The sequence below is a fragment of the Stenotrophomonas maltophilia genome (assembly GCF_025642255.1).
In the GTDB taxonomy this organism is placed as follows: domain Bacteria; phylum Pseudomonadota; class Gammaproteobacteria; order Xanthomonadales; family Xanthomonadaceae; genus Stenotrophomonas; species Stenotrophomonas maltophilia_P.
In genome coordinates this window covers 274,948-295,579 of sequence record NZ_CP106759.1, presented here as the reverse complement: position 1 = coordinate 295,579, position 20,632 = coordinate 274,948, and the positions used below count along the sequence as shown (strand labels likewise).

The following is a 20,632-nucleotide window of genomic DNA, read 5'->3' as shown; positions in this document are numbered from 1 at the left end:
TAGTAGTGTAGGGGGAGGCTGGTGCTGCTACCGTCGATCCGCAGCAAACCCCTTTTTTTCAGCGCTGCGCCATCGGATTGAGGTGCACGTCGCGGCGACGGGCTGCCTGCACGCCCCTTGCCGGAACCTGCACGCGCGACGTGCCATCGCGCACCGTGGATCGGCGGAACTGCGCAAGTATCAGAGGGTGTCCTGGCCACGCCGGCGGACACACCCTATCGGTGTAGCGCCGATGGCCGACCGCACCGCAGGCGGGTCAGCCGTCGTCGGGCGCCGCATCGACGAGGGTCTCTTTCATCGCGCATTTATCCACGCCGCGGCAGATTCATTCAGCTTGTTTTACCGTATGGGCCAACGGCCCCCATCCCACGCCTGCGAACCGACTCCCATGCGACCGCTACCTACCCTTCTCACGCTCGCAATCGCCGCCGCCTTCGGTGGATTCGTCGCCACCGGCATCAACGCCCACCTGGACAACCGCGCCGACGCCGCGCCCTTGCCGGCTGCCCTTCCGGCCACCGCCGCATTGCCGGCTTCGGTCGCCGGCCAGCCGGTGCCTTCGCTGGCACCGATGCTGGAAAAGACCATGCCCGCCGTGGTCAGCGTCAATACCAAGCAGGTGGTACGGGTACGCAACCCCTTCTTCAACGACCCGTTCTTCCGCCGCCTGTTCCCGGACATTCCGCAGGAACGGATCAACGAATCGCTGGGTTCGGGCGTCATCATCGACGCGAAGGAAGGCTTGGTGCTGACCAACCACCACGTCATCGAGAACGCCGATGACGTGCAGGTGACGCTCGCTGACGGGCGCACGGTCAAGGCGGAATTCCTCGGTTCGGACCGCGACACCGACATCGCCCTGATCCGCATCCCGGCGCAGAACCTCACCGAGATCAAGCTCGGCAACAGCGACCAGCTGCGGGTCGGCGACTTCGTGGTGGCGATCGGCAATCCGTTCGGCTTCAGCCAGACGGTGACCTCGGGCATCGTCTCGGCGGTCGGCCGCAGTGGCATCCGTGGGCTGGGCTACCAGAACTTCATCCAGACCGACGCCTCGATCAACCCGGGCAACTCCGGAGGTGCGCTGGTCGATCTGCAGGGCCAGCTGGTCGGCATCAACACCGCCAGCTTCAACCCGCAGGGCAGCATGGCCGGCAACATCGGCCTGGGCCTGGCCATTCCCACCAACCTGGCGCGCAGCGTGGTCGACCAGCTGGTCAAGCATGGCGTGGTGGTGCGCGGCACCCTGGGCGTGGAAAGCCAGAACCTGAGCGCGCAGATCGCCCAGGGCCTGGGCCTGGGCGAAACCCGCGGCGCGCTGATCACCCGGGTACTGGCCGGTTCGGCCGGTGCGGCGGCCGGGCTGAAGCCGGGCGACGTGGTGGTTGCTGCCAACGGTCAGCGCGTGGACAGCGCCGAAGCCCTGCACAACGTGGAGGGCCTGGCAGCGGTAGGCAGCGTACTGACGCTGGACGTGCGCCGCGAAGGCAAGCCGCTGCAGATCCGGGCGACGCTGAAGGAGCAGGCGCGCGCCGCCAGCGGCGACAGCCTGGACCCGCGCCTGGGCGGCGCGACCTTCGTCGACCTGCCCGAATCGCTGCGCCAGTCCGGCGTACGCGGGGTGCTGGTCAGCGAGGTCAAGCGCGGCAGCCGCGCAGCCAGCAACGGGCTCCAGCAGGGCGACATCATCACCGATGCCACGGTGGGTGAATTCGCCGACCTGGCCAGCTGGCGCGCCAATTTCCAGCAGCGGCCGCCGACCCTGGTGCTGCGCATCCTGCGCAACAACGGCCAGCAGCAGGGCCAGTTGGTGATGCGCTGATCGCTCCGCCGTAACACCCCCTATACCCGGCCAGTGCTATTGCTGTACGTCCCTGTCGGCTGAAGCCGATCGTCCGTTCCCCCATCGCAACAGGAGTGATTCGATGAGCCCCACCAATACCGAGAACCTGAAGGAACACCTGGGTGAAGCCGGTTCCCACCTCAAGCAGGCCGCCAGTGCTGCCGGCGGTGCGATCAAGGGCGCGACCGGCGCTGCAACCGACGAACTGCGCATCGGCAAGGCCAACGTCAAGGCCGAGCTGTCCGACACGGCGCTGTCCGGCCTGGCTGCGGCTGAATTCGGCGGCGCTGCCGCCAAGGAACAGGTCGATGCACTGATGGACAAGGGCAAGGATCTGATCGACAGCGCCGCTGAACTGATCCGTGAACGTCCCTTGGCATCGTTCGGTGTTGCCTTCGCCACTGGCTGGATCATCGCCAAGCTGGCTCGCGGCAGCAGCGACAAGTAAGTCCACGGCGTGAGCGAAGACAACACGCAACGCCCCGATCCGGCGGCCACCCCGCCGCTGGACGAGAGCATCCGCCAGGTCGGCGCGGCCGGTCGCGCCGCCGCCGATTCGGCCAAGCACACGCTGCGCTCGCTGCGTCGCCTGGCCTCGTCGGATTTCGCGCTCGCCCGCAGTGCGTTCGGCCGGGCCCTGGCCTGGGCGGGCGTGGCGATCGTGTTCGGGGCCTCGGCCTGGCTGCTGATGGCCGCCACGCTCATCGCCCTGCTGCAGAGCTGGGGCCTGAGTTGGCTGCAGGCGCTTCTGATCACCTCGCTGATCAGCCTCGCGGTAACCGGCTATGCGATCTGGCGGGTGTCCTACTTCTTCCACCACACCGGCATGCATGCTACCCGGCGCCAGCTGTCGCGCCTTGGCCTGTTCGACGAGCCCAGCGAAGACGATCCCGATGCCGGCGTACAGATACCGGAGGGCAAGCCATGAAGTTCGGCGCATTGCAGCGGCGGGTGAAACGTTGCGAACAGGTGGTGGCCGTGCGCATGGGTGAAACCCAGGACAACTGGACCGTGCTCAGCGAGGTCTGGCGCAGGGGCTGGTCTCCCCTGCGCATCGTGGTGGTCGGCCTGGCCGGTGGCTTCGTGGCCGGCAAGCTGGAAGTGCCGGGCAAAGTGAACGGTGCGCGCTGGCTGCAGATGATCGGCTCGGTCTCCAGCCTGGTGGCCAGCGGCCAGGCAGCGCTGGCTGCCGCCGTGGCAGCCTACGCCGCCGACACCGCAGACGATGCGGCCGACACTGCCGAAGCCGCCGCCGATCCGGTCGCTCCCGCTGCCGCGGCACCCGCTTCCGCGCCACCTGCCGAGCCTGAGGCGCGCGAACCGCGGCCTGCCGAAGCGGCCACCGAACTGTCCGAACGTTGACGAACAGCATCCGCCGCGTTGACTGCGGCGGACGGATAATAGGCTCCCCTTCCCGGTCGGTACGTCGATGAGCGAGTCCCTCCTGTCCCCGTCACCGGCCGAACCCGCACCGTCTGCTGCCGCCCTTCCGCCGCCCACCCGCCCGCGCGGGCCGATGTCGCTGGTGGTGCTGGCAACGCTGGCGGTGGCCTACACGCTGTGGGCCGCACAGGACATCATCCTGCCGGTACTGCTGGCGATGTTCTTCGCGCTGGTCGGCAACCCGATCCTGCGCCTGCTGCAGAAGCTGTGGATTCCGCGGGCGCTGGGAGCGCTGCTGGTTCTCGGTGCCGGCCTGGGCGTGACCAGCTCGCTGGCCGTGCAGCTGATCGGCCCGGCGATGGAATGGGCGCAGGAAGCGCCACAACAGCTGCGCAAGGTCGCCCGGCAGGTACAGGATCTGACCAAGCCGGTGCAGCAGGCCAATCTGGCGGCCGAGAACTTCGCCCGCGTTGCCGGCGGCGACAGCAATCGCAAGGTGCAGGTGATCCGGACCCAGCTGGACGATCCCTATCGCATGCTGACCCGCGCACCCCGGCTGGCCGCCTCGGTACTGGCCGTGGTCCTGCTGACGCTGTTCTTCATGATCTATGGGCAAAGCCTGCAGCGCGCGGCGATCGCATTGTTCCCGAACCGCCAGCAACAGCGCTTCACCAGCGACATCCTGCGCTCGATCGAGCGCGAGGTGTCGCGCTATGTGCTGACCATCAGCGTGATCAACACGCTGGTCGGCCTGGTTTTCGCGGGCGTGCTGATGCTGCTGGGTATCGGCCTGCAGGAAGCGCTGCTGTGGGGGACGGTGGCGGCACTGCTGAACTTCGCGCCCTATGTGGGCCCGTTGATCGGAGTGGCGCTGATGCTGCTGATGGGCTTCGTCGAATTCCGCGACCCGCTGCAGGCACTGCTGCCCGCTGCGGCATATCTGGGCCTGCATACCCTGGAGGGCCAGCTGGTGACCCCGATCGTGCTGGGCCGGCGCATGAAGCTCTCGCCGCTGGTCCTGATCCTGGCACTGATGGTGTTCGGCTGGGCCTGGGGCATGATCGGGCTGCTGCTGGCGGTGCCGCTGCTGGTCTGCATCAAGCTGGTGCTGGCCCGGCTGGACGGCATGCAGGGCTGGGCGCGCCTGCTGGAATGAAAGCGCGTGCGGGCAGGCGTAGAATGGCCGGGTGAATTTCCCTGTCCTTGCCATCACCCTCGACCTCGACGACACGCTGTGGCCGTTCGCACCGATCGGCGCCCGCATCGACCAGGTGCTGCACGACTGGATGCGTGAACACAGCCCGGCCACCGCCGCGATGTATCCGCTGGCGGCGATGCGCGAACTGCGCGAGCGCTCGTTCCGCGACAACCCGCATCTGCATCATGACCTGAGCGCGCTGCGCCGGCTGACGCTGCGTGAGGCGCTGCAGAACAGCGGCGCCAGCCTGGACCTGCTGGAGCCGGCCTACGAAGCGTTCTATGCCGCGCGCAATCAGGTGGAGTGCTATCCCGATGCGCTTGATGCCCTGGCGCGTATCGCCGCGCGGGTACCGGTGGCCGCGCTGAGCAATGGCAATGCGGACCTGCAGCGGATCGGGCTGGCCCATCATTTCGCCTTCCAGCTGGGTGCGCGCGAACATGGCGCGGCGAAGCCGGAGGCGAGCATTTTCCATGCCGCGTGTGCCCGGCTGGGCGTGGCCCCGGCGCAGGTGCTGCATGTCGGTGACCACATCGAGATGGACGTGGCCGGCGCCATCGCCGCCGGCCTGCGCGGCTGCTGGATCAACCGCGACGCCGCCACCTGGACCCATCCGCAGCTGCAGCCCGACCTGCAGTTCGACACCCTCACCGGCCTGGCCGACTGGTTGGACGCCAACCTCGGCGCCACCGCATCCCGGAGCAATTGACGCATGAGCGAGATCACGGGCTTCACCGCCGACACTTCTGCCGCACTGCCGCTGTACGTGCTGGATCGCGAGCAGTTCGCCCGCTGGAACGCCGGACAGCCGGCCGCCACGCAGGCCTGGCTGGCCTCGCAGGGCTTCACCGCCGGCTCGCACAGCATCGCCCTGCTGCCCGGCAGCGAGGGTCTGGCCGGTGCGGTGATGGGCGTGGGCGATCGCGGCGATGCCTACAGCTATGCGCACGCGCCGCACGCCCTGCCCGAAGGCAGCGTGTGGCAGCTCGCCAGTGAGCTGCCGGCCAGCGAGCAGGCACTGCTGCAGCTGGGCTGGGGCCTGGGCAGCTATCGCTTCGACCGCTACCGCAAGCGCAACCGGCACCCGGCGCAGCTGGTTGCCGCACCGACCGGGGAAGTGGCGGATCTGATCGCCGCCAGCCTGCGCGTGCGCGACTGGGTCAACACGCCCACCGAGGACATGGGTCCGCAGCAGCTGGAAGAGGCCGCACGCACGCTGGCAGCGGCGCACGGCGCCGAGGTCGAAGCGATCACCGGTGATGCGCTGCTGGCGCAGAATTTCCCGGCCATCCATGCCGTCGGCCGCGCATCGCATCGCGCGCCGCGCCTGGTCGTGCTGCGCTGGGGCAAGGCGACGGATCCGGCGCTGGTGCTGGTCGGCAAGGGCGTGTGCTTCGATACCGGTGGGCTGGACATCAAGCCGGCCGATGGCATGCGCAACATGAAGAAGGACATGGGCGGCGCCGCGCACGCGCTGGCCCTGGCAGGACTGGTGATGGCCCAGCAGCTGCCGGTGCGCCTGACCTTGCTGGTGCCGGCGGTGGAGAACGCGATCGGCCCGGATGCGTTCCGTCCGGGCGAAGTCATCGCCACCCGCAAGGGCCTGAGCGTGGAGATCGACAACACCGACGCCGAAGGCCGTGTGATCCTGTGCGACGCGTTGACCTTCGCCGCTGAGCAGAAGCCGGACCTGGTGCTGGACTTCGCGACCCTGACCGGCGCTGCGCGCATCGCGCTGGGCCCGGACCTGCCGGCACTTTTCAGCAACGATGACACCGTCGCCCAGCAGTGGCTGCAGGCCGGAGATGAAACGCGCGACCCGGTCTGGCGCATGCCGCTGTGGCGTCCCTACCTGCGTTACCTGAGCAGCGGCATCGCCGACCTGGCCAATGCCGGTTCGCGCATGGCGGGCTCGGTTACCGCCGCGCTGTACCTGGAGCGCTTCCTTGAGGATGGCCAGCGCTGGGCGCACCTGGATGTGTACGCCTGGAACGATGGCGAACGGCCGGGCCGCCCGGCCGGCGGCGAAGCACTGGCCCTGCGCTCGGCCTGGGCGATGCTGAAGGCACGCTACGCCTGAGCGCAGCCGATGCGCGGGTGGAGCCGGACAGGGGTCCGCTCCACCGAGTTGTGACGAAAAATTGAATTCCGGCCACGGTCGGGTTCTGCGAGGATGTGTCGGTCGACCACCCACACATTCCGTGAAGGCAGGACTCCGACCATGTCGCTCTTCCGCTACACCCGCGCCGGCCAGGGGCCGCGCGCACCGCGCAGGCATTCGCCGCTGCCCTGGATCGCGCTGATCGCCCTGATTCTTGGCGGGATCACGCTGGGCTTTGCCTGGCTGGCCGGCTGGGTCGGCCACCGCCTCACCGCGCAACGCTTCACCGACACCATCGAGGCCACCGGCCCGGCCCATCCCGGGTTCCGCCGTGCGCACAGCAAGGGCGTGTGCGTGAGTGGCTGGTTCGCACCCAGTGCACAGGCGCCGACGCTGTCCAGCGCGCGCGTGTTCTCGCAGGCCCGGGTACCGGTGCTGGGCCGCCTGTCGATCGGTGGTGGCGATCCCCATGGGGCCGATGGCAGCGCCCGGGTGCGCAGCATCGCCCTGCAGCTGGTCAGCGACGATGGCCAGGAATGGCGGATGGCGATGAACAGTTTCCCGTTCTTCGCGGTGCCGACGGCGGAGGCCTTCTTCGAACAGACGCAGGCGCAGATCCCCGATCCGGCGACCGGCAAGCCCGACCCGCAGAAGATGGCGGCGGTGCTGGCCAAGTACCCCAGCGCGCAGGCGTTCCAGCAATGGGCACGGACCGCGCCGTGGACCGACAGCTGGGCCAATACCCGCTTCAACAGCGTCAACAGCTTCTGGTTCACCAATGCGCAGGGCCAGAGACGCGCCGTGCGCTGGCAGTGGCAGCCCCGCACGCCGGTCGCCGAGCTTGATGCCGACGCCCGCAAGCGCGCCGATGTCGATTTCCTCAGCCAGGACCTGCAGCGCCGCCTGGCGGCCGGCCCGGTGCAATGGGACCTGGTGGTCAGCATCGCCGAACCGGGGGACGCCATCGATGACCCGTCGGTACCCTGGCCGGACGCGCGGGAAACGGTGGTGGCAGGCGTGCTGAGCCTGGAGCGCATGCAGTCGCAGGAACAGGGCGCCTGCGGCGAGCTGAACTTCGACCCGCTGATCCTGCCCAGCGGCATCCGCGGCAGTGATGATCCGATCCTGGCCGCGCGGTCGGCGGTCTATTCGCAGTCGTTCAACCGGCGCGAGCGCGAGCGCGCGGCCGGAGCGGCAGCGCAACCGAAGGAGGCTGCACGATGAGTACCGGCAATGGCCACTTCAACCTGTTGGCGCGGGTACTGCACTGGTCGATGGCGGTGATGATCATCGCCATGCTGTTCATCGGCGTGACCATGGTCGCCTCGCTGCACCTGCGGCCGATGCTGCTCGACCTGCACCGCCCGCTGGGCATCGCGATCGGCGTGCTGGTGCTGCTGCGCCTGTACAACCGCCTGCGCCATCGGCCGCCGCCGCTGCCGGCCGATCTTCCGGTGTGGCAGGTGATGGCGGCAAAGGCATCGCACTGGATGCTGTACGCGCTGATGCTGGCAATGCCGCTGGTGGGCTGGGCAATGCTGTCCGCGGGAGGCTACCCCATCGTGCTGGGGGGCGGACTGCACCTGCCACCGATCGTGCCGCACACACCGGCACTGTATGCAGCGCTGCGCAGCGCGCACAGCCTGCTGGCCTACGTGCTGTTCGCCACGGTGCTGATGCATGTCGGTGCCGCCCTCTTCCACCTGTGGGTCCGCCGCGATGGCGTGTTCCAGGCGATGGCGCGCGGGAAGGACTGACGCGACTGCGGCCTGTCGATCGCTCGTGGGCCAGGGAACCCCTCGGGAGCCGCCGGGCATGGCTCGGCTCAAAAGGGTCGAGCCACTCCGCTACAGCCAGCCCTTCTGCCGTGCCAGCCGGTACGCCTCGATCCGGTTGGCCACGCCCAGCTTGCCGATGCACTCGGACAGGTAGTTGCGCACCGTGCCGTGCGACAACCCCAGCTGCTCGGCGATTTCGCTGGCAGTCCGTCCTTCGCCCGCCAGGCGCAGCACGCGCCGCTCGCGGTCGGTCAGCGGGTCCGCCTGTGACCAGGCATCGAGTGCCAGTTGTGGGTCGATCGCACGCACGCCCTGCTTCACCTTGCGCAGTGCATCGGCCAGGTTCTCCGCTGGCGCGTCCTTGAGCAGATAGCCGAGCACGCCTGCGTCCAGCGCGCGGCGCAGAAAACCGGCGCGCGCGAAGGTGGTCACGATCACCACCTTGATGGGCAGTTCGTGGCGTGCGATGCGCTGGGCCAGTTCCAGCCCTGACAGTCCGGGCATCTCGATATCGGTCACCAGGATGTCCGGCTTCAGCTGCTGCAGCATGCGCCAGGCGGCCTCGCCATCGGCGGCGCTGCCCAGCACCTCGATGTCCGCCTCCAGGCTGAGCAATGCGGACAGTGCGCCGCGCACCATGGCCTGGTCTTCCGCCAGCAGGATGCGGATCATGCCGCGCCATCCTGCGCCACCGGCGCGGGTGCAGCGGGCGGCAACGGGACAGTGGCCGCCGACAGCGGCACGCGCACGCTCAGCACCGTGCCCTCGCCGCGCGGAGACTGCACGGTGACATACCCGCCCAGCGCCGCAGTGCGCTCACGCATGCCGCTCAGTCCATTGCCCTCGGCCTGCATGCCACCCCGGCCATCATCGCGGATCTGCATCACCAGTACTTTTCCTTCCTTCATGAAGTCCACCCGCGCCTGTGTCGCCTGCGCATGGCGGGCAATATTCGTCGCGGCCTCCCGCAGGACCAGCGCCAGGCCACGCTCCACCTCCACCGGCATCGGCGGCGGCGGCGCGTACTGCAGATGCACCTGCTGGCACTCCAGCAGCAGCCGCGCCGAGGCCAGCTCCCCGGCCAGGTCGCTGGCCCGGATGCCGGTGACCGCACTGCGCACCTGCGCCAGCGCTTCGCGGGCGATGGCCTCGGCCTCGCCAATCTCCTGCCGCGCGCGCGCGTCGCCGCGATCGTGCAGTTTGCGTGCCAGCTCCAGTTTCAGGGTGATCAGCGACAGGGTGTGGCCCAGCAGGTCGTGCAGGTCGCGACCGATCCGCTCACGCTCGGCGGTCGCCGCCAGGCGACGTACTTCCTCCTGCGACAGCTGCAGGGCCGCCTCCTTCTCCTGGTTGAGCGCCTCGACATTGACGACCAGGCCGACGATGTACGACACCGCCGGAATCCACACCAGGCTCTGCCAGGGATACTCGAACGCGAGCGCGACCACGCAGAACACGATGTTCAGACCGGTCAACTGCAGCAGGTACCGCCACCAGCCACCACGCCCGCTGACCCGCATCAGTACGCAGCCGAACACGAAGTAGGTGAGCCCGGACGGATACCAGGGCAGCAGGACCAGGGCCATTGCAATCAGACCCAGCGCATAACGGGTTGCGTGGTGGCGGGGCGACACCAGCACCTTGGCGTACAGCAGCAGGAACAGCGGGTAGCTGGCCAGGGTCAGCAGCAGCCAGCGCAGGGTGAACCCATGGCCGAGCAGAGGGGTCAGGAAGATCCACACCGACCACAGCAGATGGATCGCCTCGCTCCAGGGCGACTTGCCACGTCGCAGCGTGTCGGCGACCGCCGAGTCCGGCGCAGGGCGCAGCAGGGAGGCCAGCCAGCTCGATGACACGGGAGGGTCCAGGCGGGAACGATCGCTGCCGATCATGCCAGTTCAGCCGATCCTGCGCAGGCGCGGGCGCGCCAGCACGGCCCTGCCGGCCGCGTGCGCTGCCCTCCGCCAGGCCTGCGCAGGCGCAACAGCCCGCTGATCGCGGTACTCTTGCCGGCGCCGTTACGACGCACCTGCACCTGCTGCAGGCCAGCCAGCGACGGGGCGATCGGAGCCATGGGCGGTACCGGTAGCGGGGACGTTGCCATCCTGCGCCCCCTTGGTCACGTTTCGCAGTTGCCACCGTCAAGGTCATCGGATGACAGCTGTCACTGCCGTCATCCCCGTGCCTGCCGTCATGCTGTGCCGCACGCTCCACTGCCGGAACCGCCGCTGTCGCCCTTCCGGTCACACCCGCCCGAACGCCTGTGATGGAACGAATGAACGCTTCTGCCGAGCTGTTGAAGGAACTCCGTATCGAACGCAAGTCACCGCCGCCTGCCTCTGGTGGTGGCGGCGGCGGGCGCCGCTGGCTGTGGATTGCCGTGATCGCGGTGATCCTGCTCCTGGCCGCAGGCGCCTTCGCGCTGTTCGGCCGCACACCGGCCGTGCAGGTGGAAACCGCACCGGCGGTCGCCATCCAGCAGGGCAGCGCCAGCAGCTCGGTCCTCGATGCCAGTGGTTATGTCGTCGCCCGGCGCATGGCTACGGTGTCGGCCAAGATCACCGGCAAGGTGCGCGAGGTGATGATCGAAGAAGGCATGCGCGTGGAGGCGGGGCAGATCATGGCCACCCTCGACCCGATCGATGCCGATGCGCAGCGCAGTCTGTATGCCTCGCAGCTGCAGGCCGCACGCAGCCAGGTGGCCGGACTGGAGGCACAGCAGAGGCAGGCGGCGGCAGAGGCCAGCCGGCTGCAGGCGCTGGTCGGGCAGCAGCTGGTCTCGCGCTCGCAGTACGACCAGGCCGTGGCCCAGCGCGACAGCCTGCGCGCGCAGCTGGAAACCGCACAGCGCAACGTGAAGGTGGCCAACGACCAGCTGGCGATCGCCGACCTTGGGGTGGACAACAACATCGTGCGTGCGCCGTTCTCCGGCGTGGTCACGGCCAAGGCGGCACAGCCGGGCGAGATCGTCTCGCCGCTGTCGGCCGGTGGTGGCTTCACCCGCACAGGCATCGGCACCATCGTCGACATGGATTCGCTGGAGATCGAGGTCGAGGTCGGCGAAGCCTTCATCGGCCGCGTGCAACCGAAGATGCCGGTGGAAGCCATCCTCAATGCCTATCCGGAATGGAAGATTCCGGCCGAGGTGATCGCCATCATCCCCACCGCCGACCGGGGCAAGGCGACGGTGAAGGTGCGTGTGGCCCTGAAGCTGAAGGACCCGCGCATCGTGCCGGAGATGGGCGTGCGGGTCAGCTTCCTGGAACAGGCAGCGCCGCAGGCTGAAGCCAAGCCGCAGGGCGTGCGTGTGCCGGCAGGCGCGGTGGTCGAGCGCGAGGGTGCATCGGTGGCCTTCGTGCTCGGCGACGAGAACCGCGTGCAGCAGCGCACGGTCCAGGCTGGCCAGGCCATGGGCAAGGATCGCCAGCTGCTCAAGGGTGTGAATGCCGGCGAGCTGGTGGTGGTCAACCCGCCGGACACCCTGCGCGATGGCACCCGGGTCCAGCAGAAGCAAACGCAGTAGCGGCACGGCGCCTTCCGGGGCGCCGCCAGCGGCACCGTTCGACAACGACACCGTTCCACGCATGCCCGGCCGGCAGCCGGGGTGCGTCACCGTTTCCCGCCTACGTGGAGAACCACCCATGTCGACCCTGGTTTCACTGCGCAACATCACCAAGACCTACCAGCGCGGCCCCGAGAAGGTGCAGGTGCTGCACGGCATCGACCTGGACATCGCCCGCGGCGACTTCGTCGCGTTGATGGGGCCGTCCGGTTCAGGCAAGACCACCCTGCTCAATCTGATCGGTGGCCTGGACAATCCCAGCGGCGGCGAGATCAGCATCGAAGGCGAGCGCATCGATCAGATGAGCGGTGGCCAGCTGTCGACCTGGCGCAGCCACCACGTTGGCTTCGTGTTCCAGTTCTACAACCTGATGCCGATGCTGACCGCGCAGAAGAACGTCGAACTGCCGCTGCTGCTGACCCATCTCAATGCCGCGCAGCGCCGCCGCAACGCCGAGATCGCGCTGACCCTGGTCGGCCTGGCCGACCGCCGCAACCATCGTCCCAACGAGCTGTCCGGCGGCCAGCAGCAGCGCGTGGCGATCGCCCGTGCGATCGTCTCCGACCCGACCTTCCTGATCTGCGACGAACCCACCGGCGATCTCGACCGCCAGTCCGCCGAGGAGATCCTGGGCCTGCTGCAGCAGCTCAACCGCGAACACGGCAAGACCATCATCATGGTCACCCATGACCCGAAGGCCGCCGAGTACGCCACGCACACGGTGCACCTGGACAAGGGCGAGCTGGCCGACGCGCCGCTGGCCCACTGACGGAGGCCACAGCGATGAAATACTTCTCTCTGGTCTGGGCGCAGCTGTTCCGCAGCCGCACCCGGACCCTGCTGACCCTGCTGTCGGTGGTGGCCGCGTTCCTCCTGTTCGGCATGCTCGACTCGGTGCGCGTGGCATTCACCTCCGGTGGCAGCGTGGAAGGGGCCAACCGCCTGGTGGTGGCCTCGCGCCTGTCGATCACCCAGTCGCTGCCGATCCGCCTGGAAACGCAGATCCGCCAGGTGGCGGGCGTGCGCGACGTGGCCTATGGCATGTGGTTCGGCGGCATCTACCAGGATCCGAAGAACTTCTTCCCGAACTTCTCGGTATCGCCCAACTACTTCGACGTCTACCGCGAACTGCAGATCGACCCGGCGCAGCTGGAAGACTGGAAGAACACCCGCACCGGTGCGATCGTCGGCGAGACCCTGGCCAAGCAGTTCGGCTGGAAAGTCGGCGATACCATCCCGCTGCAGGCGACGATCTTCCCGCGCGGCGGCAGCAACGACTGGCCGCTGGAACTGAAGGGCATCTTCCGTTCCAAGGATCCGGCGCAGGCCTCCAACGAAGAGCGCCAGCTGATGATGAACTGGAAATACTTCGATGAGTCCAACGACTACATCAAGAACCAGGTCAGCTGGTACACGGTGACGCTCGACAACCCCGACCATTCTTCGCGGGTGGCACAGGCCATCGATGCGATTTCCGCCAACTCCGACCACGAAACCAAGACCCAGACCGAATCGGCGTTCCAGCAGGCCTTCGTCAAGCAGTTTGCCGACATCGGCATGATCGTCACCTCGATCATGGGCGCGGTGTTCTTCACCCTGCTGCTGCTGACCGGCAACACCATGGCGCAGGCCGTACGCGAGCGCGTGCCGGAGCTGGCCACGCTGAAGACGCTGGGCTTCAAGGACAGCACGGTGCTGATACTGGTGATGATCGAATCGGTGCTGCTGATCGGTCTCGGTGGCCTGATCGGCATGGGCCTGGCGGCACTGATCCTCCCCGCCATCGGACCGAAGAGCATGGGCCTGCTGCCGCCGCACATCCCCACCCCGACCTGGCTGATGGGCTTGGGCCTGATCGTGGTGATTGGCGCGGTCGTCGGCCTGCTGCCGGCGCTGCGCGCCAAGCGCCTGAAGATCGTCGACGCACTGGCCGGCCGCTGAGGAGGACACCGACATGTTCAAGAACAAGCTCAAGAAGTGGTTCGGCAACACGGTGACCGTGCTGGCGCTGGCAATCGGCCTGGCGGTATGGATCGGCCTGCCGTGGGTGGGCGTGCTTGCCGTGGCGGTGCTGGTCGGGCTGTGGCTGGCGCTGACCCGCAGCGGGCGGCTGGCCCTGGCCGCCACCCGCATCGGCATCGCCAGCCTGCCGCAGCGCTGGGGGGCATCCTCGGTGATCGTGGTCGGCATCGCCGGCGTGGTCGGGGTGTTGGTGGCGATGCTGGCGATGGGCGAAGGCTTCCAGGCCACGCTCAGCAACACCGGCGATGACACCACCGCCATCGTGCTGCGCGGTGGTTCGCAGGCGGAAACCAATTCGGTCATCACCCGCGAGCAGGTACCGACCCTGTCCACCCTGCCCGGCATCAGCCGCGATGCGCAGGGACGGCCGCTGCTGTCGCCTGAACTCTCGCAGGTGGTCAACCTGGTCTCCAGGTCCGACGGTACCGACGTCAACGCGCAGTTCCGTGGCGTCGGGCCGCAGGCGTGGGCGGTGCATGACAAGGTCAAGATCATCGAAGGCCGCAAGTTCGCCACCGGCCTGCGCGAGATCGTGGTCGGCCAGGGCGCCAAGGGCCAGTTCCGCGACATGGAGGTCGGCAGGACGCTCACCCTGGGCAACCAGACCTGGACGGTGGTCGGTGTGTTCGCCACCGGTGATGCGCATGACTCCGAACTGTGGACCGACGCCGATACCCTGGCCACCACGTACCAGCGCAGTGCCTGGCAGTCGATCAGCGTGCGTACCGAGGGCAAGCCGGGCTTCGATCAGTTCAAGGCCGCCGTCGCCGCCGATCCGCGCCTGAAGCTGGACGTGGAAACCACCCGTGCGTACTACAGCAAGCAGGGCGGCGGCCTGACCAAGCTGATCGACATCCTCGGCAAGGTGATCGGTACGATCATGGCGGTGGGCGCGGTGTTCGGCGCGCTCAACACCATGTATGCCGCCGTGGCCACGCGTGCGCGCGAAATCGCCACCATGCGCGCGATTGGTTTCCGCGGACTGCCGGTGGTGACCGCGGTGATGCTGGAAACGATGCTGCTGGCCCTGCTCGGCGGCCTGCTGGGCTGCACGGTGGCGTGGCTGCTGTTCAACGGCTACAGCGTGTCCACCATCGGCAGCAACTTCAGCGCGGTGGTGTTCAAGTTCCACGTATCGCCGGAACTGCTGTGGACGGGGCTGAAGTGGGCGCTGGGCATCGGCCTGGTCGGTGGCCTGTTCCCGGCGCTGCGCGCCGCCCGCCTGCCGATCACCACGGCACTGCGCGAAACCTGATGTGTACGCCGCCATCCGAGGCGGCGCGGACGCGGGACGGGGCCGGTGCTCCGTCCCGCGTTGCTTTCCGGCTCAGCGCTTTGCCGCCCGCATCGTGCGCAGGTTGTCACCGATGAACAGCAGCAGCCCGGCCCAGATCGCTGCGAAACCGACGGCCTTGGCCATGTCGAACGATTCGTGGAAGAAGAACACGCCGAGCAGCAGCTGCAGGCTCGGTGCGATGTACTGCAGGATGCCCACCAGGGACAGCGCGATGCGCTTCACACCGTAGGCGAAACCGATCAGCGGCACGGCGGTGACCACGCCGCCGAAGATCAGCAGCAGATCGTTGCGCAGGCCCCAGCCGCTGAAGAATCCGCCACCGTGGCCATTCTCGGCCCAGACCGCGAACGCCAGCGCAGGCAGGAACAGATACAGGCTTTCCACGCCCAGCCCGGCTACGGGATCGACCGAGACCAGCTTGCGCAGCAGGCCGTACAGGCCGAACGAACAGGCCAGGCCCAGCGCGATCCACGGCGGCGTGCCAGCGTCGAGAGTCAGCCAGGCCACGCCCACCGCCGCCATGCCCACCGCCACCCACTGCAGCCGGCGCAGGCGTTCCTTCAGCACCAGCACCCCCAGCAGCACGTTCACCAGCGGGTTGATGAAGTAGCCCAGGCTGGTCTCGATCACGTGGCCGGCATTGACGGCCCAGATGTACAGGCCCCAATTGAACGCGATGGTCAGGCTCGACACCGCCAGGATCGGCAGCGCGCGCGGCTGGGCGGCGATCTTCCGCCACCAGCCCAGTTTCGCACTGAGCAGCAGCCAGGCCACCACCAGCACCGTGCTCCAGATGATGCGATGGGCGATGATCTGGAACGACGGCACTTCATTGAGCAGGTGCCAGTACACCGGCACCAGTCCCCACAGCACGAAGGTGGATGCGGTGACCAGCAGGCCCCGGCGTTGTTCTGTCTCGTCGATGCTCATCGCTTGCGCGTCCTTGCCATTGTCAGTACCACCACGCCCAGCAGAATCACCACCATCGCCAGCACGTCGCGCCAGCCGAAGCGTTCGCTGTTGAGGGCTGCGCCCAGCAGCACCGCGATCACCGGGTTGACGTAGGCGTAGCTGCCGGCCAGCGCCGGGCGTACGTTCTGCAGCAGCCACACGTAGGCCGTGAACGCGACGATCGAACCGAACACGCACAGATAGGCCATGGCCAGCAGGCCACCGGTATCGGGCAGTGTGGTGGGCCGCTCACCCACCGCCAGCCCGATCAGCACCAGCAGCACGCCGCCGCAGATCATCTGCCCGGCGGCCGTCATGAACGGGCCAGGCAGGTCCAGGCCGCGCGCCCACACCGAGCCGAAGGCCCAGCCGATCGGTGCGATCAGCAGCAGCACCAGCCCGGTGGGCGTCGCCGTCAGGCTGCTGCCCGCATTCAGCCAGACAACGCCGAGGAAGCCGATGGCGATGCCCAGCCATTCGCCACGGCTGGCGTGCTGGCCGCGCAGCGCCGAGAACAGCGCCATCCACAGGGGCACCGATGCCACCGCCGTGGCCGCCAGGCCGGACGACACATCGCGTTCGGCCAGCACCACCATGCCATTGCCCAGCACCAGCATGGTCACCCCCATGAGCACCAGGCTGCGCCACTGCCGCAACGTCGGCTTCGGCATTTTCCAGAACAGGCGCAGCGCCAGGTACATCAGGCCCCCGGCGATGATGAAGCGGCTGCCAGAAACCATCGTCAACGGCAGCGCACCGCCGTGCAGGGCCTTGGCGATACCGAGATAGGTCGAGCCCCAGACCACGTAGACCAGCAGCAGCGCCAACACGACAAGGCCGCCCCGGGGGGCAGCCGCAGACGGAACAGGGGGAGCCGACATGACGCACCAAGGGACCGGGGGAAGGCGGATTCTAGGACGTTTTGAGTATGGTCCGGCACCCCGCAAGGTGGCACGCTGTCGTCCATCCATGCACCCTGTCCTGGCCTGCCACCCCGCGTTGACGGGTCATGCAGTACCAAGAAGGCTGCCCGGCTGCGCCACCACATGGTCGGACGCTGTATTTTCCGCGCACGGACGCTATCGCATCGAGGATCCCCGCCCAGATGAGCACCACGCCCCACCCTGCTGTTCCCGCGAACGACGGCGCCGCATTGCGCCGCTCGATCTCCAATACCCTCAAAGGCTCCGCCGGCAACCTGGTGGAGTGGTATGACGTCTACGTGTACTCGGTGTTCGCCGTGTACTTCGAGTCGCAGTTCTTCTCGCCGGAAGACAAGAACTCCACGATGTACGTCTGGGCGATCTTCGCCGCGACCTTCCTGATGCGCCCGATCGGTGCCTGGTTCTTCGGCCGCTTCGCCGACCGCCATGGCCGTCGCCTGGCCCTGACCGTATCGGTCACGCTGATGGCGTTCTGCTCCTTCATCATCGCCATCACCCCCACTGCCGCCAGCATCGGCATCTGGGCGGCGATCATCCTGCTGTTCGCGCGCCTGCTGCAGGGCTTCGCCACCGGTGGCGAGTACGGCGCGAGCGCCACCTACATGTCCGAGGCCGCCATTCCGGGCCGTCGTGGCTTCCTGTCCTCCTTCCACTACGTCACCCTGGTCGGCGGCCATGTGCTGGCCCAGCTGACCCTGTTCCTGATGCTGAACGTCTGGGGCAAGCCGGAGATCTCCGAGTTCGGCTGGCGCATCGCCTTCGGCATCGGTGGCATCGCCGCGGTCGTGGTGTTCTGGCTGCGCCGTGGCATGGATGAGTCGCTGGAAGAATCCTCGATCGAGGCCGCGCGCGAAGGCAAGGCCAAGAAATCCGGTTCGATGTACGAACTGTTCGTGCACCAGTGGCGCCCGCTGCTGCTGTGCTTCCTGATCACCGCCGGCGGCACCATTGCCTTCTACACCTACTCGGTGAACGGCCCGAAGATGATCCAGAGCGCCTTCGCAGGCGACGACCCGATGACCGGCACCCTGATCAACCTGGGCGTGCTGGCCTTCCTGATGGTGCTGCAGCCGGTCGGCGGCTGGCTGTCGGACATCATCGGGCGCAAGAGCCTGCTGGTGTTCTTCGGCGTGGGCGGCGTGCTGTACAGCTGGTACCTGATCACGCAGCTGCCGCACCAGCACGATGCCACCCTCGCCTTCCTCACCCTGGCGCTGGGCTTCGTCATCCTCACCGGCTACACCTCGATCAACGCCGTGGTGAAGGCCGAGCTGTTCCCGACCCACGTTCGGGCACTGGGCGTGGGCCTGGGCTACGCGCTGGCCAACTCGCTGTTCGGCGGTACGGCCCCGCTGCTGTACCAGGGCGCGCTGAAGACCGGCCACGTGGACTGGTTCGCCATCTATGTCACTGCCACCATCGCGGTATCGTTGGTGGTCTATGTGTTCTTCCTCACCAACAAGGGCCCGAACTGGCTCGACGGCACCCGCAAGTAAGGATGCCGTGCTGATGGCAGCCACCGGTGCAATGCCGGTGGCTGCCGCATCTCCCGCCACGCCCCTGATGTGGGCCGCCCTGCTGCTGGCGGTGGCAACCACGCTGGGCTGGCTGCTGCGACGCCCGGGCGCGAAGGCGCGCTGGCCACGCACCGGCTTCGGCATCGCCCTTCTGGTCTTCGCCAGCGCGCTGGCAGTGCAGCTGGCAGTGGACCTGGGCAGCGGTCACAGCTCGCTGCGGATGAACCTGCTCGGCCGCTTCAGCGGCCTGCGCACGGTCAGCCTCGGCACCATGATCACCTGCTACCTGGCGGCATTGGCCGCCAGTGCATGGGGTGCCTGGACGCTGCTGCGCAGGCGCTAGCCGTCAGCGGCGTGCCGCCTCGCTCTTGTCGCGGGCAGCGCGGAACTCGGAGTCCTTCTCCCAGGTCGGCCAGCGCCGGCTGTTGGCCAGCTCCGCGCCCAGGTCGTAGACCAGCAGCGTATCGGCGGCATGACCGCTGGGATCCCAGCCCGGCGTCCACGCGTCGCAGGCCTGGTGATAGCAGTCGGCGAAGTACTTCTCGCGCAGCGCGCGTCCGGCGTCCACGCCTCCGTCCAGCTTGTCCAGGCCCGGGCCGATGGTGATCGCCGGTACACCCAGCCGGGCGAAGGCGAAATGGTCGGCGCGGTAGAAGAAACCGGCCTCCAGGTTGGGGTCCGGGCTGTAGCTGCGGCCGCGTGCCTTGGCCACCCGCTCCAGGTCGCCTTCCAGCGATACCCGGCCCTTGCCCCACGAAGCGATGTCACGGGTCGGCCCATCCGGGCTGAACATCTCGATGTTCAGTACGGCAGCGGTCTTGTCCAGCGGCGCCAGCGGATGCGCGGCGTAGTAGCTGGCCCCCAGCAATCCCTTTTCTTCAGCCGTCAGCGCCACGAAGTACAGCGTGCGCTGCGGCTGCGGGCCGGCCGCGAACACCCGGCCCAGTTCCAGCACGGTGGCCACGCCGGTGGCGTTGTCGATGGCGCCACGGCGCACGCGGTCGCCCTTCGCATCGGGCTGGCCGATGCCGAAAGCGTCCCAGTGCGCCGAGAAGATCACCGCTTCATCGCCGTGCTCGCCGCCCGGCAGCTTGGCCACGACGTTGCGGGTCACCACCTGTTCGCGCTTGAGGGCGAAATCGACGCTCAGCCGCGCGTTGTCCAGGGCCACCGGACGGAAGTCGGCACGCATCGCCTTGCGCTTCTCCGCCTCGAAATCGAGGCCGGCGTCGGCGAAGATCGCCTCGGCCAGCTCGCGCTGCATCCAGCCGCGCAGCGGTGTGTGCTGGGCCATCGCCTCGGCCTGGCTGCGCTCGATATCGAACAACGGCGAAGTGCCCGAGCTCTTCACCGTCGCCCAGCCATAGGCCGCAGGTGCGGTCTCGTGCACGATCAGCACACCTTCGGCGCCGCGGCGCGCAGCCTCTTCGAACTTGTAGGTCCAGCGGCCGTAGTAGGTCACTGCCTTGCCATCGAACGCGCCGGGAGCGTCGGCCTCGAAATCGGCATCATTGATCAGCACCACGGCAATCTTGCCGTGCAGATCAATGTCCTTGTAGTCGTTCCAATGGCGTTCCGGTGCGTCGATGCCATAGCCCACGAACACCAGCGGTGCATCCTTGATCTGCACCCGGGCGCGCGGCTGCAGGCTCTGCAGGGTCACATCCACGCCATTGACCAGGGCGCGGCGGCCCTGCTTCAACGCCAGGCTGGCCGTGGCCGCCCCCTCCAGCTGCGCACGCACCAGCGGCACCGGCTGCACCCAGCTGCCGTCCACGCCGCCGGGTTGCAGGCCATAGCTGCGGAACTGCTCGATCAGGTACTGCACGGTGCGCTCTTCGCCTTCGCTGGCCGGAGCACGGCCCTCGAATTCGTCCGACGCCAGTACACGCACGTGGCGCGACAGCGCCTGCGGGTCGATACCGCCGCCGGGAAGGTCATTGGCCGCCTGGGCCAGGCCACCCACGAACAGGCAGGACGACAGCAGCAACACGCGCATCGGGTTCACGGCAATACCACGGCAGGATGGGAAGTCA

General features: G+C 68.0%; 21 protein-coding genes. 15 read left to right on the top strand and 6 right to left on the bottom strand.

Features of this window, described 5'->3' with window-relative positions; genetic code table 11:
- Positions 1-388: 388 nt before the first annotated feature.
- The 9 genes from N8888_RS01315 (at position 389) to N8888_RS01275 (ending at position 8,282) form a co-directional block, all read left to right on the top strand.
- Positions 389-1,822, top strand: coding sequence for a Do family serine endopeptidase (locus tag N8888_RS01315; RefSeq protein WP_263176903.1), 1,434 nt, complete (start codon positions 389-391; stop codon positions 1,820-1,822).
- A gap of 103 nt (positions 1,823-1,925) precedes the next feature.
- Positions 1,926-2,291 carry a hypothetical protein gene (locus tag N8888_RS01310; RefSeq protein ID WP_053516533.1) on the top strand — a complete coding sequence of 122 codons (366 nt, stop codon included), beginning with the start codon at positions 1,926-1,928 and terminating at the stop codon, positions 2,289-2,291.
- Positions 2,292-2,300: 9 nt separating this feature from the next.
- Positions 2,301-2,771, top strand: a complete 471-nt coding sequence (locus tag N8888_RS01305; protein ID WP_053516534.1) for a phage holin family protein — start codon at positions 2,301-2,303, stop codon at positions 2,769-2,771.
- Positions 2,768-3,205, top strand: a complete 438-nt coding sequence (locus N8888_RS01300; protein WP_053516536.1) for a hypothetical protein — start codon at positions 2,768-2,770, stop codon at positions 3,203-3,205. Before N8888_RS01305 ends, N8888_RS01300 begins: the two co-directional genes overlap by 4 nt.
- Before the next feature lie 67 nt (positions 3,206-3,272).
- Entirely contained in the window at positions 3,273-4,382 is a 1,110-nt protein-coding gene (locus tag N8888_RS01295; protein ID WP_053516537.1) for an AI-2E family transporter, read from the top strand.
- A 31-nt stretch (positions 4,383-4,413) separates the two neighbouring features.
- Entirely contained in the window at positions 4,414-5,133 is a 720-nt protein-coding gene (locus N8888_RS01290) for an HAD family hydrolase (protein ID WP_197600106.1), read from the top strand.
- Positions 5,134-5,136: 3 nt separating this feature from the next.
- Positions 5,137-6,504, top strand: a complete 1,368-nt coding sequence (locus N8888_RS01285) for a leucyl aminopeptidase family protein (RefSeq protein ID WP_053516540.1) — start codon at positions 5,137-5,139, stop codon at positions 6,502-6,504.
- A 141-nt stretch (positions 6,505-6,645) separates the two neighbouring features.
- Positions 6,646-7,749 carry a catalase family peroxidase gene (locus tag N8888_RS01280; RefSeq protein WP_263176899.1) on the top strand — a complete coding sequence of 368 codons (1,104 nt, stop codon included), beginning with the start codon at positions 6,646-6,648 and terminating at the stop codon, positions 7,747-7,749.
- Positions 7,746-8,282 carry a cytochrome b gene (locus N8888_RS01275; protein ID WP_065182014.1) on the top strand — a complete coding sequence of 179 codons (537 nt, stop codon included), beginning with the start codon at positions 7,746-7,748 and terminating at the stop codon, positions 8,280-8,282. The genes N8888_RS01280 and N8888_RS01275 overlap by 4 nt, the downstream gene beginning before the upstream one ends.
- A 90-nt stretch (positions 8,283-8,372) precedes the next feature.
- Here N8888_RS01275 and N8888_RS01270 read toward each other — a convergent pair whose 3' ends face one another.
- The 3 genes from N8888_RS01270 to N8888_RS01260 are packed head-to-tail and all read right to left on the bottom strand — an operon-like array spanning position 8,373 to position 10,377.
- On the bottom strand, positions 8,373-8,975 hold the full coding sequence (locus N8888_RS01270; RefSeq protein ID WP_053516542.1) for a response regulator transcription factor: 603 nt from the start codon (positions 8,973-8,975) through the stop codon (positions 8,373-8,375).
- A complete protein-coding gene (locus tag N8888_RS01265; RefSeq protein ID WP_263176897.1) occupies positions 8,972-10,195 on the bottom strand; it encodes a sensor histidine kinase in 1,224 nt (407 codons plus the stop codon). Before N8888_RS01265 ends, N8888_RS01270 begins: the two co-directional genes overlap by 4 nt.
- Complete coding sequence (locus N8888_RS01260) at positions 10,192-10,377, bottom strand: hypothetical protein (protein ID WP_065182016.1); 186 nt, start codon at positions 10,375-10,377, stop codon at positions 10,192-10,194. The genes N8888_RS01265 and N8888_RS01260 overlap by 4 nt, the downstream gene beginning before the upstream one ends.
- A gap of 201 nt (positions 10,378-10,578) precedes the next feature.
- Between N8888_RS01260 and N8888_RS01255 the strand changes: the two genes are divergently transcribed.
- The 4 genes from N8888_RS01255 (at position 10,579) to N8888_RS01240 (ending at position 15,142) form a co-directional block, all read left to right on the top strand.
- Positions 10,579-11,826 carry an efflux RND transporter periplasmic adaptor subunit gene (locus N8888_RS01255; RefSeq protein WP_263176894.1) on the top strand — a complete coding sequence of 416 codons (1,248 nt, stop codon included), beginning with the start codon at positions 10,579-10,581 and terminating at the stop codon, positions 11,824-11,826.
- A 118-nt stretch (positions 11,827-11,944) separates the two neighbouring features.
- Complete coding sequence (locus tag N8888_RS01250; protein ID WP_053516547.1) at positions 11,945-12,634, top strand: ABC transporter ATP-binding protein; 690 nt, start codon at positions 11,945-11,947, stop codon at positions 12,632-12,634.
- Positions 12,635-12,648: 14 nt separating this feature from the next.
- Positions 12,649-13,806 carry an ABC transporter permease gene (locus tag N8888_RS01245; protein ID WP_053516548.1) on the top strand — a complete coding sequence of 386 codons (1,158 nt, stop codon included), beginning with the start codon at positions 12,649-12,651 and terminating at the stop codon, positions 13,804-13,806.
- A 13-nt stretch (positions 13,807-13,819) separates the two neighbouring features.
- Complete coding sequence (locus N8888_RS01240) at positions 13,820-15,142, top strand: ABC transporter permease (protein ID WP_111186489.1); 1,323 nt, start codon at positions 13,820-13,822, stop codon at positions 15,140-15,142.
- A gap of 72 nt (positions 15,143-15,214) precedes the next feature.
- Here the strand turns inward: N8888_RS01240 and rarD are convergent, their stop codons facing one another.
- Positions 15,215-16,114, bottom strand: a complete 900-nt coding sequence (gene rarD / locus N8888_RS01235) for an EamA family transporter RarD (protein ID WP_053516550.1) — start codon at positions 16,112-16,114, stop codon at positions 15,215-15,217.
- Positions 16,111-17,016, bottom strand: a complete 906-nt coding sequence (gene yedA / locus N8888_RS01230) for a drug/metabolite exporter YedA (protein WP_053516552.1) — start codon at positions 17,014-17,016, stop codon at positions 16,111-16,113. Before yedA ends, rarD begins: the two co-directional genes overlap by 4 nt.
- A 224-nt stretch (positions 17,017-17,240) precedes the next feature.
- On the opposite strand from yedA, the gene N8888_RS01225 reads away from it, so the two are divergent.
- Together N8888_RS01225 and N8888_RS01220 are read left to right on the top strand one after the other, a co-directional pair.
- A complete protein-coding gene (locus N8888_RS01225; RefSeq protein ID WP_111186492.1) occupies positions 17,241-18,575 on the top strand; it encodes an MFS transporter in 1,335 nt (444 codons plus the stop codon).
- 13 nt (positions 18,576-18,588) lie between these two features.
- Positions 18,589-18,939, top strand: a complete 351-nt coding sequence (locus N8888_RS01220) for a hypothetical protein (RefSeq protein WP_227255248.1) — start codon at positions 18,589-18,591, stop codon at positions 18,937-18,939.
- Positions 18,940-18,942: 3 nt separating this feature from the next.
- On the opposite strand, the gene N8888_RS01215 is transcribed toward N8888_RS01220, so the two are convergent.
- A complete protein-coding gene (locus tag N8888_RS01215; protein WP_111186493.1) occupies positions 18,943-20,595 on the bottom strand; it encodes a M28 family metallopeptidase in 1,653 nt (550 codons plus the stop codon).
- Positions 20,596-20,632: the final 37 nt, after the last annotated feature.